The sequence below is a fragment of the Thiovibrio sp. Mzg5 genome (genome assembly GCF_055379285.1).
The window spans coordinates 2,722,152-2,745,509 of record NZ_AP022872.1 but is presented as its reverse complement, the minus strand read 5'-3'; the positions used below and the strand labels follow the sequence as shown (position 1 = coordinate 2,745,509).

Below are 23,358 nucleotides of genomic sequence, written 5' to 3'. Positions count from 1 at the left end.
GTTATCCGGAAAAGTGCTGTCGAACCTTCGCCGCGACCTGACGATCCGTCATCTTGTCCACTGTTTCAATGCCGACGATGCGTTCACCGAGGTTGTTTTTTTCAAGACGTGCTTTCAGTTCGTTCTTTGCCTCACCAGGACCAAAGATCAGAATGGATTCCGCATCACGGATATCCGCGATGACCTCATCATAGTAACTATTGAGAAGTCCCGTGAAAATTCTCTGGCTACTATCCTCCGCCGGCACCTGCCGGGAGGCATAGAAACCTTTAAGCGGTGAATCACCGGACCGCCGGGGTTTTTTTTCTGCCTGCGACAATATCTGTCGGATCTTTTGCCCTTCTTCCGTAAAAACCACGACAATGGCCTTTTTGTGGTCAATCCACAAACCCACTCCAGTTTTCATCGGTCTCTCCTGTGCCTACTTTCCATCTGGCGTGCCAACGTTGATCGGTGCACAGTGAGACCCGAAACTCAGTCCGCCTCGATTTTCTTTTCCAGCAAATCCCCCAACAACCGCATCTGCTCCTTCTGAATGGCCAAGAGTTCTCCCCACTGGCCTTCTCTCAACAAATCCACCTTCTGGTGCAGCAACATGATTTCGAGTTCGGCCTTCAGATTGACCTCATAATCATGTTCCGCATGAAGCCGATCTTTTTCCGCCTGCCTGTTCTGCGACATCAAGATTATGGGCGCCTGAACGGCGGCCAGCATGGAGAGAAACAGGTTGAGCAAGATATACGGGTAGGGATCAAAAATCTTGTTGTGCGCAACAAGGATGAACGAATTCAGACCAACCCAGACGACCAAGACTGTCGCGAATAAGGCGATGAATGTCCAGGAACCCCCGAAGCTCGCAACCGCATCTGCTGCACGCTGCCCCAGAGTTGTCTTTGCCTCAGATTCCCTTACGATGTTTCTGGCAATGTGCTTTCGTCCGGCAACATGCCGGGCAATCTTCCTGGTGAGCTTGTCCAATGATGCATAGGGCACGCCAAGAAGTTTCTCTGCAACGTCTTCAGGTTTTTTTATCATGTCTCGAAGTGATCTACGTTTTCGGAGTGGAGGGCGGTGGTCGGCGAGTCAGGTCGCCCGCCCTCTTTCAAGACGATCTTCCAGTTCACCGATGTAGGCGGCGAGGGTGTTTCCCGACTGTTCAACCGCGGAGCGGAGATCACGATCAAGCTGGTCCAGCCTTGCCAGCACAATCGCCCTCGACTCCGCGTCCAGGCCCGCCTGTCTCCTCAACTCCGCCTCAAGGAACCCGCGCAGTTCGGTGAAACGCGAAGCCTCGGCTTGGCCCGCAAGCTCTCGGTTGGCCTGCAGCTCCCGGGCGTGACGGCGCGCCTCAAGGAGCACCGAGGTCTGGAGATAGACCACAAACACAAGAAAGAGCGCCGCGAGAAAGGCCACCAAGCCAAGCATGACCAGTCCCAGCGGCGCCTGAACATTGGCAACCCCCAAGGAAAGGGTTGTCGGCGTCATGAACGCGCTCCAGTTGAGCGCGGTGAAAGCGGCAATTGCGACCAGGGTCAGCAACAAAAACAGGGTGCGCACCTTCATGTTGACCAGTCTCCTTTGTCCATTTCACGGGGAACAAGTTGCGCTGCTTTCCAAAATATCACCGGCACTTCCCCGATCTCTCAAACCGATTCAAGGCGAGTGCTGCCGGCCGTTCCACGACAACCAGGAGAGGGCGCGTTATTTTTTCAGCTTGGCGCCGACATCTCGAACCCCATCGCGCAATGCCCCCCAAGCACTCTCCACTTCTTCTTTAAGATGCTCCCACGCATCCTCGTTCGCCTCGCCCAGCTCCTTCAGTTTAGCCTTCGTGGCTTCAACCCCCAGCTCAAGGTCATCAATCTGCTGAGCGTATTTGATCCGGGCGTCGGCGACAGAAATTTTCGCCTTGGCCCGCAACTCGGATAATTTCGCCTGCGCCAGCTCCACCTCGGCATCTATCTTCTGTTTATAAGCTTCTTTCGTGCTCATAACGCATCTCCTTTGTTATTGGATTCAGAATTTTTAGGCTTTCTTGAAAAGTCCGATTAATAACAGCAGGATCACAGCTCCCAAAGTAGCTGTCACGATTGAGCCGATTAAACCGCCCGCAGCAATTGCCAACAATCTGAACAAGAACCCGCCTACGACCCCACCGATAAGACCAATAATGATGTTCCCCTGCAGACCAAAGCCCCCGCCCTTCATGATTGTTCCGGCCAGCGAACCCGCCACTGCGCCTACGGCAAGAGAAATCAATAAGCTTACGAAGTCCATTGTTTCTCCTCTTGCTTATCAGCAAATACGGTTGAAAACCCCAAACACCCTTCGCTTAATTCGCACCACCTTGAGCCATTTCTCTTTTAGCGCCATCGAGGGCGGACAATACCGGCAAAACAGCATTCCTGAGAATGGTCCCGTCGCTTATGGCCTTCCGGGCAACCGGAGTAATGGATGTAATTCCCTTGTCAGTGAGGTCCGTCGAGAGGAACGACTGAATTTCCTTAATATCGCGCATGTAGGCAATGAACCAGCCTTTCACGCCGATGCTGGACTCGGATATTTTTCTATATACCGTATTCAAGTCGGAGCGCCGCTGTTCGCTGAGTTCCCGAATCTGCGGATTGGTGTAGGTATTCCCCTGCTTTTCCCACTCGGCGAAGTAGTCCTTGCCCCGAACGCTCATCTCGTCGGTGTGCTTGATCAACTTTTCCCCCAAGCGCTCCATCTTAACGACGTTTTCTGAATATGTTTCAAAAGCCCCTTTCGTATCGGACAACCCCGGCTTAATGAGTTTCTCCAGCGAGATCCCAGTCGCATCGATCTGGACAACGGCTTGCCGTATCTCGCTGTCCACGACCTCCATTTTGGCGGTGGTCTTTTCAGCGCGACCTGAACCGGTCGTCGCGCACCCAGGCAGGAGGAGAAGAAACCCAAGCAACGGGGCAACGAGAGGGAATACGGACTTGATTCTAAATGTCATGAAAAAATCTCCTTGGATGATATTTATTTACCCGGGTAACGGGACTACATTGTTGAGGCTAGCTCTTCTTACTGCCCAAAAGGAGGAGTCCGCCGCCAAGCACGATCGCCCCCACGCCGGCCCAAACCGGGACGTTGACCTTCTGCTTTTCCTGCACCGACAGCTCGAGCGATCCCAGCTTGGCTTCATGGGTCTCCGTGGTATAGCTGAAACCGCCATACACCAACCCCAGAACCCCGGCCGCGATCAGCAGGATTGCCGCAATCTTGACTGCGTTCATTTCGCCTCCTCTTTCTTAACTATTAAATAAACTCTTGCCCCTCCCCCGGGTCAGGACGCCAAGGATTCCCCGGCAAAAGCGGGGACCACGAGCAGTCGGCCCTCTCTGCCCAAGGGATGTTAGAGGCGGCGCCCCTGAATGATACGAAGCAGAAGCACCACGACCGCGATGACCAACAGGACATGAATGAGTCCACCCATGGTATACGAGGTGACAAACCCCAGAAGCCAGAGGACGACCAGGATGACGACAATGGTCTCGAGCATTTTGCTTCTCCTTGTGCCACAACCGAACTTTCGGGAGTTGAGCTAACTGGCCATTAAATTGTTTGTCTTCTTCCGCCTTCCCGGTGGGGAAGGCAACACCATATGTCAAGCCATACCCATGGCTATTGCACCTGACTTTTCCGGCGATATCGTTGCCGAATCCGTTCTTTTGCGCCACGACGCCCCGATAAAAAATCTCCCGGTCACACAAAGTGAGCAGGGAGATACCCCTGCCCAACCGGACCGGCGAGAATCCCAGCAAGGCGCTGGTTGCCGGCCCGGTTGAACAGGGTGACCATGACATTGTCATGCGTGGAGTGCGCGGGGGCGAAGCCCCCGCTCTTTAACCCATCAACATAGCGGATAGACACATGAATCGAACCGAATGTTAGGTGAGCTTCATAATTACTATCACGAGAATTACCACCACTAAGACTGCGATTACGAATCCCATGTTGTTCTCCTTTGTAGAATGTTTTTTTATCCGTACTACACCAAGTAAATAATTACATACACCAGCACAGCAACAACCAACACGGCGATAACAAATTCCATCTTGCCCTTCCTTTCAGGTTTACCCTGATTAATAACCTGATTGTATTGATACACTGACGCACACTCCGTTAAGCACCAACAAACATCAGGCATCGCTTTGCAATAGTCCTTACAATCTCTCCCTCATTCCGATAATTTCCAATGCATCTTTTCGATGCTCCTATCGCAACAAAAGAGAAACGCACCTTGGTCTTTCTATGGATGCTTAAAGCAGAATGTGTGCCAGAAGTGTTACTGCCGACGCATAAGTTCCAATGATATTGAAATCATTGAAACTTATGCGGAAACTGCGGGGGAAGGGTACATCCCTTGAGAGGTGCTGCTACCTGACATATCAGGAGACTCCTGATATGTCAGAAATTATTTCTATTTCTTTGGATGCCTAATCTTTGCATTCTCGATTCAAGCGTCTTGGGGTTGAGGCCTAAAATCGTTGCCGCCCCACTTTTGCCGCTTACCCGCCAGCCGGTTGCGTCCAGCACATCGACAATGTGGCGCCTCTCCAGATCCTCAAGGGTCCCGGACGGGGCTGGCCCCGACTGCATACTCTTCGGCAACTCGATCTGCAGCACAGGGCCGGTGGCGACAATCATCGCCCGCTCGGTGGCATTCCGCAGTTCCCGCACGTTGCCCGGCCAGGAATAGGTTTGCATGGCTTGCACGCTCTTGGGCGAGATGGATTCGATCCGCTTGTCCATGCTCTTACTGAACTCTTGCACAAAAGACCACACCAGCGGCAAGATGTCGTCCCGCCGTTCGCGCAGAGGCGGCACGGTGATCTGGAAAATGTTCAAACGGTAGTACATGTCTTGCCGAAAACTGCCCGCGCTGACCAACTCGGCAAGATCGCGGTTGGTCGCTGAAATGATTCTCACATCGACCTTGATGGTCCGGGGGTTGCCCAGACGCTCAAACTCACCGCTTTCGAGCACCCGAAGCAGCTTGGCCTGGAGCTCCAGGGGCAAGGCGTCAATTTCGTCGAGAAAAATGGTGGAACCATCCGCCAGCTCAAAACGGCCTATCTGTTTCGACATCGAGCCGGTAAAAGCGCCCTTCTCGCGGCCGAAAAGTTCACTTTCGATGAGGGTCGGCGGCAGGGCCGCGCAGTTGACCGTAATCATGAGCCGATCCTTGCGACCGCTCTGGTCATGGAGCGCATGCGCGAGCAGTTCCTTGCCCGTGCCGGTCTCCCCCTGGATCAGGACCGTCGCCTCTGTCGGGGCAACCTGCCCTACCTGTTTCAATGCGGCTCTAATTGCTTTACTGTCGCCGACAAAATTAGAATGTGAATATATCTGGTCGATTTCTTCCCGGAGATACAGATTCTCTTCCCGCAATTGTTCTTTTAATTGCTTGATTATGGTCAGCGCCTCCCGCAAGGAGTCCGCCGCCACCTTGCGGTCCTCTATTTCGTGGGAGAGCCGCGCGTTTGCCTTGATCAACTCTTCCGTCCGCTCATGGACGGTTAACTCCAGGCTGTCATACTCCTTGTGCATCATCGCTTCCAACTGTTTGTAAACCGTGACGTCAGTAATCGAGGTAAAGATATCATCATCTTTATGCTCAGGATTATGCACGGCGATGCTCTGAAATTGACCGGGAATCACCCTGCCGCTATTGCTCCGGAAGCTGACCTCGCATCTCTGGACAATCTGTTTTCTCGCAAGGCGGCTGAGGTGTTTTAAAAAAACATCCTTGCCGGCGGCATCGACAATAAAGCTGACAAATGGCTTATTGAGCAACTGTCGCTTCTCCAAGCCAAGCAGTTGCGCGCCGGCAAAATTCACCTCCCGGATCACGCCCGCGCTATCAAAGGCAAAATAGGCAACCGGCGCAAAATCGTAGAGTTCGGCATATTTATCCCGCGACAGTTCAAGCTCGTCCCTGGAGCGGCACAGCTCTGCATTTTGCATCTCCAACTCGATCTGATGGACCTTGAGTTCATGAACGAGCCGCAACAAGTCCTCTTCCCGAGCCTCGGGCGCACCAGGCCGTTTCCCTGCCTCCGCCTGCAACCGTTTTTCCGCTTGGCTGCGCAGTACGACTGCCGCGGCCAACTTCTTCTTTTTGCTGCATCCCATAGCGACCATAGCGAACCTCCTTTACCCCGAATTACCAAGAAGCTCTCTTCTATTTTCCCAGCTAGCTTAATCGCCTGTCCACTATTATTTCATGGCAAGATCACTTTTCCCGGTTCTTTGGATGCCCAATCTTTGCATTCTCGACTCAAGCGTCTTGGGGTTGATGCCCAAAATCGTTGCCGCTCCATTTTTGCCGCTCACCCGCCAGCCGGTTGCCTCCAGCACATCGGCAATATGGAGTCTCTCCATCTCCTCAAGCGTCCCGGACGGGCCTGAGGCAGACGGGGCAATCTTCGGCAACTCTATACGCAGCACAGGTCCGGTGGTGACAATCATCGCCCGCTCGGTGACATTCTTCAGTTCCCTTACGTTGCCGGGCCAGGGATAGGCTTGCATGGCTTGCACGCTCTTGGGCGAGATGGATTCGATCCGCTTGTTCATGCTCTTGCTGAACTCTTGCACAAAAGACCACATAAGCGGCAAGATATCTTCCCGGCGCTCGCGCAGAGGCGGCACGGTAATCGGGAAAATATTCAAACGGTAGTACATGTCTTGCCGAAAACTGCCCGCGCTGACCAACTCGGCAAGATCGCGGTTTGTCGCCGAAATGATTCTGACGTTGACCTTTACGGTCCTGGGGTTGCCCAGACGCTGAAATTCACCGCTTTCCAGCACCCGAAGCAGCTTGGCCTGGAGTTCCAGGGGCAAGGCGTCAATTTCGTCGAGAAAAATGGTGGAACCATCCGCCAGCTCAAAACGGCCTATCTGTTTCGACAGCGCTCCAGTAAAGGCGCCCTTCTCGCGGCCGAATAGTTCGCTTTCGATGAGGGTCGGCGGCAAGGCCGCGCAGTTGACCGTAATCATGAGCCGATCCTTGCGGCCGCTCTGGTCATGGACCGCACGCGCGAGCAGCTCCTTGCCTGTGCCGGTCTCCCCCTGGATCAGGACCGTCGCCTCAGTCGGCGCCACTTGCCCTACCTGCTTCAAAACATCCCTGATCGCTTCACCATTGCCCACGATATGCATGTGGGAGTGGATCAGGTCAATTTCTTCCCGCAGATAAGTATTCTCCTCCCGCAATTGTTCTTTTAATTGCTTGATTATGGTGAGCGCTTCCATGAGGGCGTCTGCCGCCGCCTTGCGGTCCTGTATTTCTCGGGAAAGCCGCTCGTTTGCCTTGGTCAAATCCGCGGTCCGCTCCTGCACCTTGTCCTCCAGGATGCGGTTTTGCTCGTAAAGCGCAAGGTGCGTCCTCACCCTTGCCTGCACGATGGGAGTGCTGATCGGCTTGGCGATGTAGTCGACGCCGCCGCAGGAAAGCCCCTTGGTCTCATCTTCGATCTCGCCCCGGGCCGTAATGAAGATGACCGGGATATTGCGCGTCTGCTCCTCTTCCTTCAGGCGTCGGCAGGTTTCAAACCCGTCCATTCCCGGCATCATGACATCGAGGAGGATAATATCAATCGGGGTCGTCATGGCGATCTCGATGGCCTTCTTGCCCCGCGTCGCCACCTTGATGTCGTACTCCTCCATCAAGGCAGCATTCAGGATGCTGACGTTATCCGGCGTGTCATCTACAATAAGAACGACCTTGCGTGCTCTGTTTGCTTCCACACTATTTCCCTTTTTTCAACCTTGACGGTCTCTTGAAAAGTCATCACTCCGGTGAAACCCGGAATCCGGACAACTCATAACTCCGTGGCAATACCGGCTTCTTCCAGGTCAATACCACTCTTTTCCGCAAGGGCACTGAGAACCGCATGCGCTTTCTCATAGTCAAAGTTTGCAAGACAAACCTCGAGTTTTCCCATCTCCTCTGGGGGAAGCCCTGCCAGCTCACGCCGGCATGCATCCAGATAGTATTCCGCCCTACCGTCGTTCTCCGTGATATAGCGGAGCAGTTGGTTCAGCACCGCTCTTGTCTCTGCCGAATCAGCAGCAACAGGGTCCTGTCTGCCAGCCGCGTCCGGTCCGGCCAGCGCCAGTTTCAGAGTAGCCACCAGGGCTGCCATTCCTCCGGCAAAACGCTGGAGTATCTCCCCGGTCGACTCCGGCGCATCGTTATGCCTGATGGAAGCGGTCAGTTCCGCCGCGACTTCCTGAACCCTGGTCGCGCCGATGTTCCCTGCCACCCCTTTTGTCGTATGGGCAAGGCGTTCCGCCAGGGAGCGGTCCCCCGACGCAAGGGCCGACTCAAGGGCCGCCGCGGTGCCGGCCTGGTTCACCATGAATTTCCGGAGCAATTGCAGGTAGAGCTTTTCGTTGCCGTTAATCCGAGCCAGCGCTCGCGTCACATCAACGCCGGGAATCTCAGGGATGGCAACCTGCCCCGGGGCGCTATTACTCCGGCAAGCACGCGCCTCCGCGCCCGTCGGGGAGTGCCGGAGATACCGGCTCATGGCCCTGAACATGATCCGCGGATCAATGGGCTTGGTAATGTGATCATTCATGCCGGCGTCAACCGTCTTCTGCCGGTCCTCCACCAGGGCGTGCGCGCTCAAGGCGAGGATGGGGAGCGCATTGAAGCGCGCATCCAACCGGATGCGCCGGGTCGCCTCATAACCGTCCATCTCGGGCATCTGGATATCCATCAGCACCAGGTCGTAGGAATGTTCCGCCGTCGTGACCATCTCCACCGCCTCACGGCCATTGTTGGCCACGTCAACCGTCAAGCCCGCATTCTTAAGGAGTTCGATGGCAAGCTGCTGGTTGATCTCGTTGTCTTCCACCAGCAGGATGTGGGCGGCCATGAAGTTGTAGGTTATTTCCCCGCCATGCGGAATTCTCATGGCCGTCGCTCGCTCTGCCGGGGTAAGGATCTCGATTATTGCGTCGAACAAAGACGAGGCGGTGACCGGCCTGCGCAGGAAATAATCAGCGCCGGCCTTCCCTGCATCCGCCGGTCCTGTTTGCGCACCAAAAAAGGAGGTGACCATAATGATGGAGGGAATGGTGTGCAGCGCCAGATATTCCTTGATGTGACGGGCCGCCCCGACCTCATCCATCTCCGAGGTGTTCCAATCCATGAGGATGAGCTTATAGGGGTCGGCGGGGTTCTGGTTCTGGATGACGGAAACGGCTTCGATGCCCGAATTAACGGTATCCACGCGTGCCGGGAAGCGACTCAAGAGCTTGACCATTTTCTGTTGACTGAGGTCATTATCATCGGCAACAAGGATTTTCATTCGGTTCAGCTTCTCAGGGATGCGCGGCGGTGAGCTCTCCGCGCTTTCAATGGCAAACCAGGCCGTAAAGCTGAAGACACTCCCCATGCCAGGCTCACTTTTCGCCCAGATGTCACCCCCCATCATCTCCACCAACCGCTTCGAGATGGAGAGCCCCAGCCCTGTCCCGCCGAAACGCCGGGTCATCGAGCCGTCGGCCTGGGTAAAAGGCTGGAAGAGCTTGGCGAGATGCTCGGAAGAAAGTCCGAGCCCCGTGTCGCGCACGGAGAACTGGAGTTTGGTTCTGCTCTCGCCCCTCTCCTGGAGAGTGACAATGAGTTCCACCTCCCCCTCCAGCGTGAACTTGATGGCATTGCCCACCAGGTTGGTGAGAATCTGACCGAGCCGGAGGGAATCGCCCACGAGCTGCCAGGGAATTTCCGGCGATACATCGAGGAGCAACTCTATATTCTTGTCAACCGCCTTTTGCTCGACAACTGCGATGACGCTTGACAGCACATCGTCCAGGCCGAACAGGGATTGCTCCAACTCCAGCTTGTCGGCTTCGATCTTGGAAAAATCAAGGATGCCGTTGATGATCCCGAGAAGCGAGACCCCGGAATCGTTGATCTTGCGGACGTAGCCATGCTGCTTGGGGGAGAGGTCCGTATTCAGGGCAAGGGCGGAGAAGCCGATGATGGCATTGAGCGGCGTGCGGATCTCATGGCTCATGTTGGCGAGAAATACGGATTTCAAGCTATTGGCGACTTCCGCGGTCTCCTTGGCCTCCTGCAGTTGTTTATACATCTCCTCCTGAATATCGAGCAAACGCTGTTGCTCTGCTTCGACTTGCTTGCGTGCGGTATTGTCGGTGCCGATCAGCAGGTAGCCGATGATTTCGTTGTGCGCGTCGCGCAGGGCCGTGACTGATACGACCGCCGGGAAGCGGCTGCCATCCTTGCGGATATAGGTCAACTCGTAAATGTCTTCGATTCCGCGGGAGGCCTTGAAGACCAAGGCCTCGAAGCCCTGGCTGATCATGGTGGCCAGCTCAACGCTCAACGATTTGGCGCGCACGATCAATTCCTGGGGATCGGAAATGTCGGCCGGGGTGATCTTGTCCACAACCTCGGCGGCGGTGTAGCCTAGCATCCGTTCCGCGCCGACATTGAAGATCTGGATAACGCCGTTCGCGTCAGTGGCGATGCTGGAAAAATTTTCACTGTTAAAAATCGCACTCTGCAGCGCCCCGGCCTTGAGCAGCGCTGCTTCCGCCTGCTTGCTCACCGTGTCATCAACAATTGAGCAAAGGATATACCCATCCTTGCTTTCGCTGGTGTCCACGGCGATGCTCTGCAGTTGCCCGTGGAACACCGTGCCGTCTTTTCCCTTAAGTCTGATTTCACATCGCTGCAGACCCTGTTTTTGCAAAACACTTGCGAGGTGTTTGGGGAAAAGCGCTCTCCCCTCTGCCTCGGCAATAAAACGACTGAAGGGTGTATTGACCAACATTTGCCTCTCGATTCCCAGCAGCTGCGCGCCGGTAAGATTTACCTCCCGAATCAAGCCGTGCGCATCAAAGGTGAAATAACCGACCGGCGCAAAGTCATACAGTTCGAGATACTTATTCCGCGAAAACTCAATCTCCTCCTGGGCACTGCGCAGTTCTTCATTCTGCATCTCCAGTTCGATCCGGTGCACCTCAAGTTCATGGACGAGCCCCATCGTCTCTTTTGCGTTCCGGGGTGGATGCGCGGAGTCCGTTTGCGCCCGCAACAGCTCTTCCACCTGCCGGCGCAACTCGGCCGGGGCCGATCGGCTTTTGTCTTTATCGATACCCATTATTTACTTCCTTTACTCTCTAGCAGAGCCTTGAGCCGCGCATTCTCCTCGCGCAGTTCCGAGTTCACAGTCTTAAACGCAGTGATGTCCACGAAGGTGATCACCACCCCGGCGATGACATCCTCCATGGTGCGGTAGGGCATGATGCGCACCGAAAACCAGCGCCCATCCGTGGCGGAAATCTGCTTTTCCGAAAAAGTCAGCTTCCGCAAAACTTCTCGCGCTTCTTCGGCCATGTCAGGGTAAAGCAGCTTGCTCGCGATATCCGAAAGCGGGCGCCCCACATCGCCGGGGATCAGCTTAAAGATTTTATCCGCCCCGGGGGTGTAGCGCCGGACATTGAGCTTGTTGTCCAGGAATACGGTGACGATTTCCGTGCTGTTGAGCAGGTTACGCATATCGTCGTTCACCCGCGAAAGCTCATCCATCTTGGACTGCTGCTCGGCGTTCACCGTTTGCAGCTCCTCGTTTAAGGACTGCATCTCTTCCCGGGAGGTGGTCAACTCCTCGTTGGTGGATTGCAACTCCTCGTTGGTGGACTGCAGCTCCTCGTTGGTGGAGGTGAGCTCTTCCTGCGAGGATTGCATCTCCTCGCGGGTCGCCTGCAGTGCTTCGCTGACCTCCTGGAGCTCCTGCTCCAGTTCGAGCACCCTGGCGCTGCCGACCGGAGTGATCCGGGAGTCGGCTGGCGTTTTCTTTTTCAGAACCGTTGCCACGTCGGTGAAGACGATCATCACCATCCCCCGCAACGCCTCGGGGTTTTTGACCACCTGGATGGTTATATCAACGGACTGTGTGCCGCCATTGGCCTCGATCTTGAGACCCTTGGCAGTGATCTTCTCTTTTTGCCGGATCGCTTTCTGGAAGGCGTTTCGCAGATCAAAACGGAGCCCTTCCCGGGCCATGGCGAAAATATTCCAGTTGGCCTTGCCGGCCGCCGGTTCGAGATATCTCCCGGTCCGGCCGCTGACATAGAGAATATCACCCAGGTCGTTGGTCAGAACGGCAGGGGGGGAAAAGTGCTGCAGAAGCAGTTGATCCGCGAGAGACTGGAGGTTGTCTGCAGGTTTCAAGATCTTTAACTCCTTGGAAATTCCCGGCCGAGGGTGGACAAACGACGAGGCAAACGCGAGCGGCTCGGAGAGCACGGCTGATTCGCGCCGCCGAAAGAGTCGCGACTTGATGCTCAACGGCGCGAAGAGATGGGTAAAGGTGCTGACGGCTTCCGAACTTCCCAAGAAGAGAATCCCGCCATGGTTCAGGCTGTAGTGAAAGAGCGGCAGAAGCTTTTTCTGCAGTTCCGGCGTCAGATAGATCAAGAGGTTGCGGCAAATGAGGATATCGAGCTTGGTGAAGGGAGGGTGCATGATGACGTTCTGCGTGGCAAAGGTCACCATCTCCCGAATCTCCTTGCCCACCCGGTAGCCCTTCGGTTCCTTGACAAAAAAACGGCGCAGCCGCTCGTCGGACACATGCGCAACGATATTGGCCGGATAGACCCCTTGCCGGGCATTGTCGATGGCGTCCTGGTCCAGATCGGTGGCGAAAATCTGCAGCGTGAAATTCTCCGTGGGCTTGAGCTGTTCCAGTGCCTCCGTGAAGGCAATCCCCAGCGAATATGCCTCCTCGCCGGTTGAGCAGCCGACCGACCAAGCCCGCAGCGTTCCGCCGGCCGGGCGATCCGCCAGGAGTGCCGGAATGGCCTCTTCTTGCAGTTGCGCCCAGGCCTCCGGATCACGGAAAAAGTTGGTTACGCCAATCAACAGTTCCTTAAAAAGTAACTCAATCTCCTGGGGATTCTCCTGCAGAAAGCGAACATAGGCGGCGATCCCGTTGATCTGGTGAATGCCCATGCGTCGCTCGATCCGCCGGTAGACGGTGTTTTTTTTGTACATGGAAAAATCGTGGCCGGTTTTGGCCCGCAACAGAATGACGACCTTTTCCAGGGAGCTTTGCTCCTTCGCCTCCAGCGGCAACCCCTCGGGCTTGGCCACGACCAAGTAATGCTTGAGATAGTCGATAATCTTTCCGGGCAACTCCTCCGCCGGGGCGACCAGATCGACGAGCCCGGCATCAATGGCGTTTTTGGGCATGCTGTCGAACTTGGCCGAGGCAGGTTCCTGCGCCAGCGTCACACCCGCTTTTTCCTTGATGGCCCGCAGGCCCATCGAACCGTCCGTGCCCATCCCCGACAGGATGACCCCGATACTCCCATTCTGCCGGTCCTCGGCCAGGGAAGAGAAAAAGTAATCGATGGGGAGCCGCAGGCCGCGGGGCGCCGTCGGATCGAACAGATGCAGCACTCCGTGCAGAATGGACATGTTTTTATTGGGGGGGATCACATAGACGCAGTTCGGCTTAACCCGCATCCGGTCCCTGACCTGAAAAACCTCCATCCCGGTGGTGCGCTGAAGCAGCTCGGGCAGGAGCCCCTCGTGGTTCGGGTCCAAGTGCTGGACGATGACAAAGGCCATGTCGCTTTTTTCCGGCACATGCCCCAGAAACTGTTCCAATGCCTCCAGCCCGCCGGCAGAAGCACCGATACCGACAATGGGAAAAAGGAGGTTCTTGGGACGAGGGGGGGCAACAACTGACGAAGAGGTGGGGGTTTTCTTGCCTTTTTCCAATGGTTCCCGTTGCTTTTTCACAACAATTCCGCCCATGTTTTAATATTATCCGAAAAAGACGCCATCCCTCCAAGATACTCATCGTACGTTACAACACACTCTTCCTGTCTGTGCCCCTCAGACAATTCTCTGACCACTTCATTATATCTTGAAAAGAGAGCCATAACTACAACAGAGGATTTTCCCGGATGATCTTGAGGAGCACCCGAGATATATTCCGGTCACGGTAACTGAATCTGAGCTCACCCTCTTTGAGGTGCGAGCTTGCAGCGCGGAGACAACGATTGACGGTGTTGCGATTACGAGATGCCAGCACACTTTCAAGGTGCTGTTTCGTCATGACGCTTTTTTCATAGGACAAAGACGGGGACTAAAATAACCGAAAAATGAAATATTTTTGGCGAAGCAAGAATGGTGCGCCCGGAGGGATTCGAACCCCCGACTCCCGGCTTCGAAGGCCGATGCTCTATCCAGCTGAGCTACAGGCGCACACGCACCATGGTTGCAAACAGACCTGCTTACCACCCCACGATGTTTCGCGGATCGGAAAGCACCTGCCAGGCCCGTTCCGTGATCTCGTCGATCTCGGCCACGGTAACGGAAAGCGGCAACCATAAATAGATCACATTGCCGATGGGGCGCAGCAAGAGCCCCTGCGCAAGCCCGGCCAGATAGATCGGCCAGCCGACTCGCTCCTGAAGAGCGTAAGGGGTCTTGGTTTCCTTCTCCTTCACCAGCTCCATGGCGCTGATCATCCCGATCTGCCGGAGATCTCCGACCCAGGGCAGGTCTCCAAAGCGTCGCATCCGCGCCTGGAGATGGCTGATCTTGGCCGGCAGCCCGGCCATGGTCTGCTCTTCGGCAAAAACCTGCAACGAACCAAGAGCCGCAGCAGCTGCCAGGGGATTGCCGCTGAAGGTATGGCCGTGGAAAAAGGTTTTTCCCGCCCCGTAGTCTCCATAAAAGCCCTGAAAAACCTCTTCGCTGGTCAGCGTCGCAGCCATTGGTAACATACCAGCAGTCAGCCCTTTTGACAAACAGAGAAAATCAGGCGCCACCCCGGCCTGCTCCAGAGCAAACAGGGTGCCGGTGCGACCAAACCCAGTGGCCACCTCGTCAAAAATCAGATGCACCCCATATTCCCTGGTCAAGGCGGCCAGCTTTTGCAGATACTTGGCCGGATAGATGATCATCCCCCCGGCGGCCTGGATAAGCGGCTCGATGATCAAGGCGGCAATTTGCGCCCCTTGCTCGGCCAGGAGTTCGGCAAGCGGCTGGAGGCACTGGCAGTTACAGCTCTCTTGGACAAGCCCGACCGGACATCGGTAACAGTAAGGGGATGGCAACCGATGGGAGTGAAAAAGCAGCGGGGCAAAGGGGCCATGGAATTCCGGCACCCCGCCCAGGCTCATGGTGCCGATGGTGTCGCCGTGGTAGCCGCGCTCTATCCCCACCAGCTGGCAGCGATCCGGCTGCCCAATCTGCCGCCAATACTGGAGCGACATCTTGATCGCAATCTCGCAGGCCGTGGAGCCATTATCGGAATAAAACACCCGGGAAAGCTGGGGCGGGGTCAGCTGCACCAGCTGCTCGGCCAAGAGAATCGCCGGCTCATGGCTGGTGCCGGCCAGCAGCACCTGATCGAGCCGCGTCAGCTGAGAGCGGATTTTTTCGATTATGGTTGGATGGCTATGCCCATGGACAATGCACCACCAGGAAGAAATCGTGTCGAAATAGCGTTTCCCCTGCTGGTCGAACAGGAAAATCCCCTCTGCCCTGTCGATAAGGAGCAGGTCGCGCTGGGCATAATCCTGCATCTGGGTGTACGGATGCCAGAGGAACCTCTTGTCTTTCTCCTGGAGGGTTGGCACGGGGGCTCACACGCCGCTGACAATCTTGTAAATTGCCGGATACTGACGGTGTTGTTCCGCATAATCAAGGCCATAACCAATCAGAAAGCCCTCCGCCACCACAAATCCGGCATAATCCACCGCCACCTCAACCTCCCGCCGTTCCTTCTTGTCGATCAGGGTACAAATTCTTACGGATTTGGCCTTTCTGGCAGCCAGGTGTTCCTTGAGGCAGGCCAGGGTTCTGCCGGTATCGACAATATCCTCCACCAGCAGGATATCCTTCCCGGCCAGCTCGAGTTCGGTGTCCTTGGCGCACTGAATGGCGCCGGAGGAACAGGTGGCAGAGCCGTAACTCGAGACCCGAATAAAGTCTATCTCCATGGGCAGCTCGATTTCCCGGACCAGATCGGCGAGAAAAATAAAGGCCCCATTGAGAATGCCGATCACAACCAACCGGCGCCCGGAATAATCACGGGTAATGGCCTGGCCAAGCTCCTTGACCCTCTTGGCGATATCGTTTTTAGAAACGACCTCTTCCTTCTCAATCATCTGTCCCTCTTTTCTGCTCCCACAGCAACACGCATCATCATGAATGGCAAGGCCAATAGTCGACAAGCCGTTGCCACAAAATAAGTTCGTCATTGGGGTGGTTAAAGCATTATAAAACGAGCCGCAGCATTTTCGTAACGGCTCCTGAAAATCGTTGACGTTGGCCAGGTGGAGCACCTATAAATAAAGGATGCAGCCTCTTGTCCGGAAGATTTCTCCGGACAGCCTCCATGCTTGCCAAAATAGAAAAGGAGCCCCGCCATGAAACGCTATGAATGTTCGGTCTGTGGTTACATCTACGATCCGGCGGACGGAGACCCGGACTCAGGCATCGCCCCGGGCACTTCTTTTGAGGATCTGCCGGATAACTGGGCCTGCCCTATCTGCGGAGCCAGCAAGGATCAGTTCACCCCCATCGACTGAAATCTAGAGCAGGATATCACCGGTGATACTGGCCCAGGTTTTGTCAAGCTCGGCAGAAAACGAATTGACAAACTGCGGCACATTGACCTCCTGGAACGGACGGTGGTGTTCTTCTATCAGCGCCCAGGAAAAAGAGCGCAAGGCGTCCTGCGTTGTCACCTTGGGCTGCCCCAGACAGGCACCCTTCATGGAGGCGAAAATATTCGCCAGATTCACCAGGGCCACCGGCACCGGGTTGGTCGTAGCCTTTTCCGGCACATGATGGAAGTGCATCACGTCCAGATAGGGTTGCGGCAGGCCGATGCCTTCGGCAAGCCAGACACCCGCCTGCCCATGATCCACGCCGATATACTCCTTTTCCGCCCTGACCATGTCTTGCATCTCTTCGGACGGCTGGGCACACTGCGGGTAAAAATTCGGCGACATGCCGTCCAGGACCAGCATGCCCAGATCATGGAGAAGGCCGCATAGATAGAGATCGGCCGAGGTGTTTATCCGAATTACATCCCGCAGCATCTCGGCAATTCTGCCCACCACCACCGCATGTTGCCAGAAATCCTTGGAGACCGAGGCAAAACCGCTGAAGGCCTGCGCTGATCTGGCTGCCCTGATGGTATCGACAAGCACTTCTTGGACCTGCTTGACTCCGACAATAACCATGGCCAGCGGAACGGTGCCCACCATGTTGGCCCTTCTGTAAAATGGCGAATTGGCTGTCTGGATAACCCGGCAACTCAGCACAGGATCAAGGGAGATCAAATCTGCCAGCCGCCGGGTATTGTCAATGCCCGCGCTGCTTTTCATCATGGCGGTCAGTTCGGCGGCCACAGCGGGATTCACTGGCAGAACCGCCTCCGGATGCACCCGAGTGTGCAGCTTACCGGGAGTCTGCCGATTTTCCTTGTCGGGCATGGGGGGGATGGCGATGGCTGCCCTGGTTTTTTCCGGCTTTTCGAGCCGTTCCATGCCCAGGCCCGGCTTGACCGGCGGCTTGCGCGGCTTTTCTTCGACGCCATCGGAAAGCACTTTCTGCAAAATGGAAGGATTCGCCTCTTCGCCATCACGCCCGGCAACTTTTTTATTAGCCAAATCCAGCCTGGCCACCAGCCGTTCACAGAACCGTTTATAAAATTTCAGTTGCAGAAACACATTGGAAGTACTGACAATCTCGGGTTCAACCCGCAGGATAAAGGATTCCGTGCTTGCCACCACATCGGCGGTCCGTTTTATTTCGGTGACCAGGGCCATTTCCCCGAAGCAATCCCCGGTGGTAAGGGTGGTGAGCAGAATGGGCTTTGCTTTTTCCGGCAGCCGTTTTTCCACCCGGACCTCGCCCTTGACTAGAATGTAAAAGGCCCGTTCGGTTGTGTTTTCCTTGATGATCACCGTGTGGGGAGGAACCCGGAGCCATTTGCTCACCTGGAGGAATTGCTTGAGCTCATGATCATCAAACCCATGGAAAAAACTCACCTTTTTCAGGAATTCAATCTGTTCGTCAAGATCGATCTCTTTGTGTTTCTTGCCTGAGGCCATGATTTTTCCTTCGTTGTTGCACTACTGCCGTTGCACTGCTGCTCCGAAATGCCCCAGCTATTTTCCGAGACAAAACTCTGCAAAAATCATATCCAAGACATCATCCGTGGTTGTTTCCCCGATGATGTCCCCAAGAAAAGCCAGCGCAGCCTGGAGATCAATGGCCAGGAGATCCGGCGGTAGGTCCGCAGCCAGCCCCTCGCCCACCTGTTGCACGGCGACGAGGGCACGTTGCAAGGCGGCGGCATGCCGCACATTCGGCGCGGCTACCCCCGGCTCCTGAAGACCATGCCCGCCGGTGGCTGCCTCGTACACCGCATTCTCCAGGTTGTGGATGCCCTCGCCGGTTGTGGCGGAAATGGCGACAACAGGTGCCCCGGGGAAAGCCTCTTCATACAGCCCAAGATTCAGGGAGGTGGTCCGATCAATCTTATTGACCACCACCACGACCTTCTTGTCCGCCGCCACCGCAAACAGGGTGCGGTCTTCAAGCTGCAACCCTTCTACCCCGTCAAGAACCAGCAAAACCAGATCGGCCTCTCCCAGTTTTTGCCGGGCGCGGCGGATTCCGATTTCTTCCACCGCTTCGACGGTTTCCCGGATGCCGGCCGTATCGACAATGCGTACCGGCACCCCTTTGATGTCCAGGCACTCCTCAATGGTGTCCCGGGTTGTTCCGGGAAGATCCGTGACAATGGCCCGGTCTTCCCGCAGAAGGCAGTTGAGCAGACTGGATTTGCCGACATTGGGCCTGCCGAGAATGACCACGGAGACCCCCTCGCGGATGATTTTCCCCCCTTCCGCCCTGGCCAGCAATCGGGCCAGGGGTTCCTGCACATCCTGCACCAGACGCGCCGTGAGCGCTGGAACGTCGAGGATCTCTACCTCCTCATCGGGGAAATCGATGGCCACCTCCATGATAGCACGAACCGCGACCAGCGCGTCACGAATTTTCCAGATCTCCCCGTGCAAGCCGCCGCGGAGCTGACTCACCGCAAGGCTGGCGCCCTCCTTGGTTTTGGCGCCCAACAGCTCGGCCACCGCCTCCGCCTGGGTCAGATCGATCCGGCCATTGAGAAAGGCCCGCTTGGTAAATTCTCCTGGCTCTGCCAGACGGGTGGCTGGGAAGGTCACGATCTGGGCCAGTATTTCCTGCAGCAGCAGATAACTGCCGTGGCCGTGGATTTCCACCACATCTTCCCTGGTGTAGGTCTGCGGCGCCCGCATGTACACGGCGAGCACCTCATCAATGGGTGTCCGGGTTTGCGGATGGACAATGGCGCCAAAATAAAGCCGGTGGCTGATGAATTTGGACGGGGGATTTTTCGGTTGGAAAAGCTGCTGGAGGATTGCCTGGGACTGGGGGCCGCTTATCCGGATGATGCCGATGCCGCCGGCACCGGGCGGCGTTGCTATGGCGGCAATGGTCGCCTCGTTGAAATCCGGGAAATCACGCATACCATAGGCTCCTTGCCTGGTGAAATCCGGCACCGGACAGCAGCTCGCCCGGCTGACCCGGCAAGCTGCTCGTGTTGAATGCCTAACAAGCGGCGACCACAAGGGTTGTCGCCCTGCAACCCTCCACCGTTGCTCTACTGATTATCTGTTACAAGCCTGCGCCTGCTCGCCCTTTTTTCGGGCCATTACTCCGGACTGTTTTCTGCGCTTTTCTTTTTCCGGGGAGAACGCCGCCGCCCTTTTCCAGGCAGATAGATGAGCACCTTCTTAAACAACCCCTCTCCCACGCTGCGGCTTCTGATCTCGGTGTCGTCCTGCAGGGCCATATGCACCATGCGTCTTTCCGCGGGATTGATGGCGGGAATGGTTCTGGTTTTCCCGGTTTCCTTGACTTCCTGGGCCAGGCGCAGGGCCCGCGCCTGGAGCTCACCCATCCGATTCTCCCTGAACCCTGCGGCATCGAGGGCAAAAAGAACCTTTTGCGGGAATTTTCTGGTGATGATCTTGCGCAACACATATTGCAGGCCGTCAAGGGTCTGCCCCTCCGGCCCGACAAGGACCTCGACAAACTCCCCGGTGATCTTGGCATGGACCTTGTTGTTCTGATCCTGCTCCATGCTGATTTCCGATGGGCAGCCCATGAGTTCGAGAATCTTGGCGATATCCGCCCGGATTGCCTCCATCTCCTCGGGGGTGACAGGATCTCCCACCACCTCTTCCGCCGGCTCAACATTGGCAGGAGACTGTTCAGCCCTGGCCCGCGGCGGACTCGGTTTCCTGTCCGAAGCGGGCTTTTCCGATCTGGTCCGTGGCATACTCGTTTTTTTCTCCGGCGCCGGTCGCTTCTGCTCGTGCCCAACCTCTTTTTTGAGAGAGACCTGCACCGCCGCCTTTTTTCGGCCCAAGCCGAAAATGCCGGTGGAACCGGTGGAGATTATGCGGATATCAAGCTCTTCCCGCGGCACATTCAGCGCCGCGCAGGCATTGCCGATCGCCTCTTCAACATCCGTTCCCTTATATTCCATCTTGGCAGACATCGTGTGACTCCTCCATCTCAGGCCATTTTCCGGCAGCCCGGCGTGTTCTCTTGGCAATTGTGGCCGGGGCTGCCCCTTACGCACTCCGTAAGTCAGCCAGTTTTATGCAGCGGCCTCATGCCGATTAACGAGGTACTGCTGACCAATGGACAGCAGGTTGTTGACAAACCAGTACAAAACCAACCCGGAAGCAAAATTCAAAAACATAAAGGTAAAGATGAGCGGCATGAACATCATGACCTTCTGCTGGGTGGGGTCCCCGGTGGCCGGGGTCATTTTCTGCTGGAGGAACATGGTTGCCCCCATCAGCAGGGTCAGCACCGGAATCCCCCCGAGAAACGGAAGATCGAAGCCGATCGACAACCGATCCGGCGCAGCCAGATCCGTGATCCAGAGGAAAAAAGGCGCGTGCCGCAGCTCGATGGTCTGGAGCAGCACCTTGTACAGGGCGAAAAAGACCGGAATCTGGATGACCATGGGCAGACAACCGCCCACCGGATTTACCTTGTAGGTCTGGTACAGTTTGATCATCTCCTGCTGCTGCAACTGCTTGTCGTCCTTATATTTCTCGCGCAGCTTCGCCATCTTGGGCTGCAGCTTCTGCATGGTCTTCATGGACTTCATGCCTTTCTGGCTCACCGGCCAGAAGAGCAACTTGATCAGCACCGTCACCAGAATGATGGCCACTCCGTAGTTGCCCACGTAGCCATGGAGAAAATTGAGCAGATAGAGGGTCGGTTTGGCCATCACGTCAAACCAGCCAAAATTGATACTGCGCTCCAGCTCGTGGCCGGCCGCCTTGAGCGCCCCCATGGTCTTGGGTCCGAAATACACCGAGTAGGTGTACTGCTGACGCTTGCCAGGCTCAATGACGTCGCTGGCCCCGGCCAACACCGTGGTTACCCTGTTTTCATCCTGCAGGGAAAAATGGGCGGTGTGCTGTTCGCCGGTGCGCGGGACAATGCCGCAGAAAAAATAGTTATCCTCGTAGGCTGCCCAGCCGAGCTTGCCGGTGAAGCTTTTGCTTCCCTTTTTCAGGTCGTCTGCCTTGAGTTCCTTCAAAACCCCATCGAGCAATACGGCGGGGCCGACGGAGACCATCTTGGTTTCTTTGGAAAACGGGCGGTTGTCAAGGGTGAGATACGGGGCGCCCTGCAGAGGGGCGGCGGTGTTGTTGACCACCTCAATGGTCAACTCCACCAGATACTGCTGATCGGAGAACCGCATGGTGCGGACAATCTCAAGGCCCGAGGGCAACTTGCCGCGCATGGTCAGCACCGCACCATCCTGCTCCGCCTTGAGCGGAGCAGCCTCATACACCACCGGCGGGATGCTGCCCGGCTCAATCCCCCAGGAAAAATTCAGGGGCAGATTGTCGCCGCTCTTTGGCTGGAGAAGCTCCTTGTTGCCGGAATCCTTGGGCAAAGCCTCCCGGTAATCCTTCAATTGAAAACTTTTCACCATACCGCCCGACTCTGTGACCACTGCCGAGTACAGGCTGGTTGTTACCGGAATCTCGCGCCCTTGCCGCACGGCAGCGCCGGCCAGCTGGACAGCCGATAGGCTTGCCCCAGTAACGGGAGCCGGCGCCTTGGCGACACTTTTCTCCGCTTCCTTGCCGCTTTGGGGGGAGGAGGCGACTGTGCTTTCCGTGACCGGAGGGGGAGTGGGGACAAAAAAGTACTGATAGCCAAGCAAAATGGCCAAGGAAAGGAAGATGGCCAAAAAAATTCTCTGTGTTTCCATAAAATCAATCCTTGTCAGGCTCTATTAAGTTGGGTGCAGGCCTGAAGCACCCGGAGCAACGGTGCCTGCTGTCGCCTCAAGAAGATCTGTCCACCGGATCAAACCCGCCGGGGTGAAAGGGATGGCAGCGCAGAAGACGGCGCAAGGCAAGATACAGACCACGGGCAGTCCCGTGGAGGGCAAGCGCCTCTATGGCATACTGTGAACAGGTGGGGGAAAAACGGCAGCTCGGCGCGAAAAGGGGAGAGATACACAGCTGGTAGCACCGTATCAGGGCAATGAAAATTCTTTTCACATCACTCCCTTATTCCGGGGGAAAACCCTGCCGCAACCAGAAAACATGCCGGGCATAAGGATATCACGAGACCTTCACCGCCACTACGCCCGAACCTGTTCCCTTGCCGACAGCCTTACGCCGGGCAAGAAGCGCCTGCACCGCCGCTTCGACCTCCCGAGGAGAATTGGGCACAAACCCGGGCCGCACGGCAAAGACCACATCGGAAAAAGGCTCGATAAAATCTCGATTATAACGGAAAAATTCCCGGATTATTCTCTTGAGCCTATTCCGCTGCACCGCCTGCCGTACTCCGTGGATGCTTATTCCCAGCCTGTTACCCGCGGTGCTGTTCGGCACATAGATCAGACTGAAGTTCTGACCACGCACCCTTTTCCCCTGCTCATACACCAGCCTGTACTGCCAAGGCTTGACCAGCAACATGGCCTTGGGAAGAGCCTGGGCTTTCATACTGCGCGTATGGTGCTTTTCGTCCGGACTGGAATAAACAGGCTAAACAGTCAGCCGCTTACGGCCCTTGGCCCGACGACGGTTGATAACAGCCCGCCCGTTCTTGGTCTGCATTCTGGCCCGAAAGCCATGGGTGCGGTGTCTTTTGAGATTGCTGGGCTGAAAAGTTCTCTTGCTCATAATCGTCTTCCTTTCTCTCTTCTGTTACGGCCTCTC

At 56.0% G+C, this 23,358-nt stretch carries 23 protein-coding genes and 1 tRNA gene; 2 read left to right on the top strand and 22 right to left on the bottom strand.

Translation table 11 applies throughout. The annotated features are described in order from the left end of the window. Window position 1: 1 nt before the first annotated feature. The 8 genes from ACZ46D_RS12760 to ACZ46D_RS12725 form a co-directional block, all read right to left on the bottom strand. Window positions 2–406, bottom strand: a complete 405-nt coding sequence (locus tag ACZ46D_RS12760) for a hypothetical protein (protein ID WP_464927817.1) — start codon at window positions 404–406, stop codon at window positions 2–4. 68 nt (window positions 407–474) lie between these two features. Continuing rightward, entirely contained in the window at window positions 475–1,032 is a 558-nt protein-coding gene (locus tag ACZ46D_RS12755) for a DUF1003 domain-containing protein (RefSeq protein ID WP_464929289.1), read from the bottom strand. Window positions 1,033–1,083: 51 nt separating this feature from the next. Further along, window positions 1,084–1,563, bottom strand: a complete 480-nt coding sequence (locus tag ACZ46D_RS12750; RefSeq protein ID WP_464927816.1) for a LapA family protein — start codon at window positions 1,561–1,563, stop codon at window positions 1,084–1,086. Window positions 1,564–1,701: 138 nt separating this feature from the next. Continuing rightward, entirely contained in the window at window positions 1,702–1,992 is a 291-nt protein-coding gene (locus ACZ46D_RS12745; RefSeq protein ID WP_464927815.1) for a sll1863 family stress response protein, read from the bottom strand. A 33-nt stretch (window positions 1,993–2,025) separates the two neighbouring features. Next, a complete protein-coding gene (locus ACZ46D_RS12740) occupies window positions 2,026–2,277 on the bottom strand; it encodes a GlsB/YeaQ/YmgE family stress response membrane protein (RefSeq protein ID WP_464927814.1) in 252 nt (83 codons plus the stop codon). 55 nt (window positions 2,278–2,332) lie between these two features. Next, window positions 2,333–2,983, bottom strand: coding sequence for a hypothetical protein (locus tag ACZ46D_RS12735; RefSeq protein ID WP_464927813.1), 651 nt, complete (start codon window positions 2,981–2,983; stop codon window positions 2,333–2,335). A 58-nt stretch (window positions 2,984–3,041) separates the two neighbouring features. Then, window positions 3,042–3,263: a hypothetical protein gene (locus ACZ46D_RS12730; RefSeq protein WP_464927812.1), complete on the bottom strand. Its 222-nt coding sequence runs from the start codon at window positions 3,261–3,263 to the stop codon at window positions 3,042–3,044. A 119-nt stretch (window positions 3,264–3,382) separates the two neighbouring features. Beyond that, on the bottom strand, window positions 3,383–3,529 hold the full coding sequence (locus ACZ46D_RS12725) for a lmo0937 family membrane protein (RefSeq protein ID WP_464927811.1): 147 nt from the start codon (window positions 3,527–3,529) through the stop codon (window positions 3,383–3,385). A gap of 212 nt (window positions 3,530–3,741) precedes the next feature. On the opposite strand from ACZ46D_RS12725, the gene ACZ46D_RS12720 reads away from it, so the two are divergent. After that, a complete protein-coding gene (locus tag ACZ46D_RS12720) occupies window positions 3,742–3,876 on the top strand; it encodes a hypothetical protein (RefSeq protein ID WP_464927810.1) in 135 nt (44 codons plus the stop codon). 561 nt (window positions 3,877–4,437) lie between these two features. Here the strand turns inward: ACZ46D_RS12720 and ACZ46D_RS12715 are convergent. The 7 genes from ACZ46D_RS12715 to hpt form a co-directional block, all read right to left on the bottom strand. Beyond that, window positions 4,438–6,174: a sigma-54 interaction domain-containing protein gene (locus ACZ46D_RS12715; RefSeq protein ID WP_464927809.1), complete on the bottom strand. Its 1,737-nt coding sequence runs from the start codon at window positions 6,172–6,174 to the stop codon at window positions 4,438–4,440. A gap of 75 nt (window positions 6,175–6,249) precedes the next feature. Next, the gene (locus ACZ46D_RS12710) at window positions 6,250–7,779 is read right to left on the bottom strand and encodes a sigma-54-dependent transcriptional regulator (protein ID WP_464927808.1); all 1,530 of its coding nucleotides are present in this window, start codon (window positions 7,777–7,779) and stop codon (window positions 6,250–6,252) included. Between the two features lie 74 nt (window positions 7,780–7,853). Beyond that, window positions 7,854–11,171 (bottom strand): hybrid sensor histidine kinase/response regulator, encoded by a 3,318-nt coding sequence (locus tag ACZ46D_RS12705; RefSeq protein WP_464927807.1) that lies wholly within the window; start codon window positions 11,169–11,171, stop codon window positions 7,854–7,856. Next, on the bottom strand, window positions 11,171–13,834 hold the full coding sequence (locus ACZ46D_RS12700; RefSeq protein ID WP_464927806.1) for a chemotaxis protein CheB: 2,664 nt from the start codon (window positions 13,832–13,834) through the stop codon (window positions 11,171–11,173). The genes ACZ46D_RS12705 and ACZ46D_RS12700 overlap by 1 nt, the downstream gene beginning before the upstream one ends. Window positions 13,835–14,210: 376 nt before the next feature. Further along, a tRNA-Arg gene (locus ACZ46D_RS12695) sits at window positions 14,211–14,287 on the bottom strand. Between the two features lie 29 nt (window positions 14,288–14,316). Continuing rightward, window positions 14,317–15,669: an adenosylmethionine--8-amino-7-oxononanoate transaminase gene (gene bioA, locus ACZ46D_RS12690; protein WP_464927805.1), complete on the bottom strand. Its 1,353-nt coding sequence runs from the start codon at window positions 15,667–15,669 to the stop codon at window positions 14,317–14,319. Window positions 15,670–15,675: 6 nt separating this feature from the next. Next, a complete protein-coding gene (gene hpt, locus ACZ46D_RS12685) occupies window positions 15,676–16,200 on the bottom strand; it encodes a hypoxanthine phosphoribosyltransferase (RefSeq protein WP_464927804.1) in 525 nt (174 codons plus the stop codon). Window positions 16,201–16,461: 261 nt separating this feature from the next. Here hpt and rd point away from each other — a divergent pair, with 261 nt between their 5' ends. Then, on the top strand, window positions 16,462–16,623 hold the full coding sequence (gene rd, locus ACZ46D_RS12680; protein ID WP_464927803.1) for a rubredoxin: 162 nt from the start codon (window positions 16,462–16,464) through the stop codon (window positions 16,621–16,623). 3 nt (window positions 16,624–16,626) lie between these two features. Here the strand turns inward: rd and ACZ46D_RS12675 are convergent, their stop codons facing one another. From ACZ46D_RS12675 to rpmH, 7 genes are all read right to left on the bottom strand, one after another. Beyond that, window positions 16,627–18,156 (bottom strand): HDOD domain-containing protein, encoded by a 1,530-nt coding sequence (locus ACZ46D_RS12675; protein ID WP_464927802.1) that lies wholly within the window; start codon window positions 18,154–18,156, stop codon window positions 16,627–16,629. Between the two features lie 57 nt (window positions 18,157–18,213). After that, complete coding sequence (mnmE, locus tag ACZ46D_RS12670) at window positions 18,214–19,614, bottom strand: tRNA uridine-5-carboxymethylaminomethyl(34) synthesis GTPase MnmE (RefSeq protein ID WP_464927801.1); 1,401 nt, start codon at window positions 19,612–19,614, stop codon at window positions 18,214–18,216. Between the two features lie 185 nt (window positions 19,615–19,799). After that, window positions 19,800–20,651, bottom strand: coding sequence for a Jag family protein (locus ACZ46D_RS12665; RefSeq protein WP_464927800.1), 852 nt, complete (start codon window positions 20,649–20,651; stop codon window positions 19,800–19,802). A 102-nt stretch (window positions 20,652–20,753) separates the two neighbouring features. Continuing rightward, entirely contained in the window at window positions 20,754–22,397 is a 1,644-nt protein-coding gene (gene yidC / locus ACZ46D_RS12660; protein WP_464927799.1) for a membrane protein insertase YidC, read from the bottom strand. 76 nt (window positions 22,398–22,473) lie between these two features. Next, entirely contained in the window at window positions 22,474–22,692 is a 219-nt protein-coding gene (gene yidD / locus ACZ46D_RS12655) for a membrane protein insertion efficiency factor YidD (protein WP_464927798.1), read from the bottom strand. 63 nt (window positions 22,693–22,755) lie between these two features. After that, window positions 22,756–23,142, bottom strand: coding sequence for a ribonuclease P protein component (rnpA, locus tag ACZ46D_RS12650; protein ID WP_464927797.1), 387 nt, complete (start codon window positions 23,140–23,142; stop codon window positions 22,756–22,758). A gap of 42 nt (window positions 23,143–23,184) precedes the next feature. Beyond that, window positions 23,185–23,322, bottom strand: a complete 138-nt coding sequence (rpmH, locus tag ACZ46D_RS12645; protein ID WP_307632211.1) for a 50S ribosomal protein L34 — start codon at window positions 23,320–23,322, stop codon at window positions 23,185–23,187. Window positions 23,323–23,358 lie beyond the last annotated feature (36 nt).

What these genes read in the sequence shown, in the direction of transcription:
- ACZ46D_RS12760 (WP_464927817.1), bottom strand. Translation starts at nt 406, where the DNA reads ATGAAAACTGGAGTGGGTTTGTGGATTGACCACAAAAAGGCCATTGTC.
- ACZ46D_RS12750 (WP_464927816.1), bottom strand. Translation starts at nt 1,563, where the DNA reads ATGAAGGTGCGCACCCTGTTTTTGTTGCTGACCCTGGTCGCAATTGCC.
- ACZ46D_RS12745 (WP_464927815.1), bottom strand. Translation starts at nt 1,992, where the DNA reads ATGAGCACGAAAGAAGCTTATAAACAGAAGATAGATGCCGAGGTGGAG.
- ACZ46D_RS12740 (WP_464927814.1), bottom strand. Translation starts at nt 2,277, where the DNA reads ATGGACTTCGTAAGCTTATTGATTTCTCTTGCCGTAGGCGCAGTGGCG.
- ACZ46D_RS12735 (WP_464927813.1), bottom strand. Translation starts at nt 2,983, where the DNA reads ATGACATTTAGAATCAAGTCCGTATTCCCTCTCGTTGCCCCGTTGCTT.
- ACZ46D_RS12730 (WP_464927812.1), bottom strand. Translation starts at nt 3,263, where the DNA reads ATGAACGCAGTCAAGATTGCGGCAATCCTGCTGATCGCGGCCGGGGTT.
- ACZ46D_RS12725 (WP_464927811.1), bottom strand. Translation starts at nt 3,529, where the DNA reads ATGCTCGAGACCATTGTCGTCATCCTGGTCGTCCTCTGGCTTCTGGGG.
- ACZ46D_RS12715 (WP_464927809.1), bottom strand. Translation starts at nt 6,174, where the DNA reads ATGGTCGCTATGGGATGCAGCAAAAAGAAGAAGTTGGCCGCGGCAGTC.
- ACZ46D_RS12705 (WP_464927807.1), bottom strand. Translation starts at nt 11,171, where the DNA reads ATGGGTATCGATAAAGACAAAAGCCGATCGGCCCCGGCCGAGTTGCGC.
- ACZ46D_RS12700 (WP_464927806.1), bottom strand. Translation starts at nt 13,834, where the DNA reads ATGGGCGGAATTGTTGTGAAAAAGCAACGGGAACCATTGGAAAAAGGC.
- hpt (WP_464927804.1), bottom strand. Translation starts at nt 16,200, where the DNA reads ATGATTGAGAAGGAAGAGGTCGTTTCTAAAAACGATATCGCCAAGAGG.
- rd (WP_464927803.1), top strand. Translation starts at nt 16,462, where the DNA reads ATGAAACGCTATGAATGTTCGGTCTGTGGTTACATCTACGATCCGGCG.
- ACZ46D_RS12675 (WP_464927802.1), bottom strand. Translation starts at nt 18,156, where the DNA reads ATGGCCTCAGGCAAGAAACACAAAGAGATCGATCTTGACGAACAGATT.
- mnmE (WP_464927801.1), bottom strand. Translation starts at nt 19,614, where the DNA reads ATGCGTGATTTCCCGGATTTCAACGAGGCGACCATTGCCGCCATAGCA.
- ACZ46D_RS12665 (WP_464927800.1), bottom strand. Translation starts at nt 20,651, where the DNA reads ATGTCTGCCAAGATGGAATATAAGGGAACGGATGTTGAAGAGGCGATC.
- yidC (WP_464927799.1), bottom strand. Translation starts at nt 22,397, where the DNA reads ATGGAAACACAGAGAATTTTTTTGGCCATCTTCCTTTCCTTGGCCATT.
- rnpA (WP_464927797.1), bottom strand. Translation starts at nt 23,142, where the DNA reads ATGAAAGCCCAGGCTCTTCCCAAGGCCATGTTGCTGGTCAAGCCTTGG.
- rpmH (WP_307632211.1), bottom strand. Translation starts at nt 23,322, where the DNA reads ATGAGCAAGAGAACTTTTCAGCCCAGCAATCTCAAAAGACACCGCACC.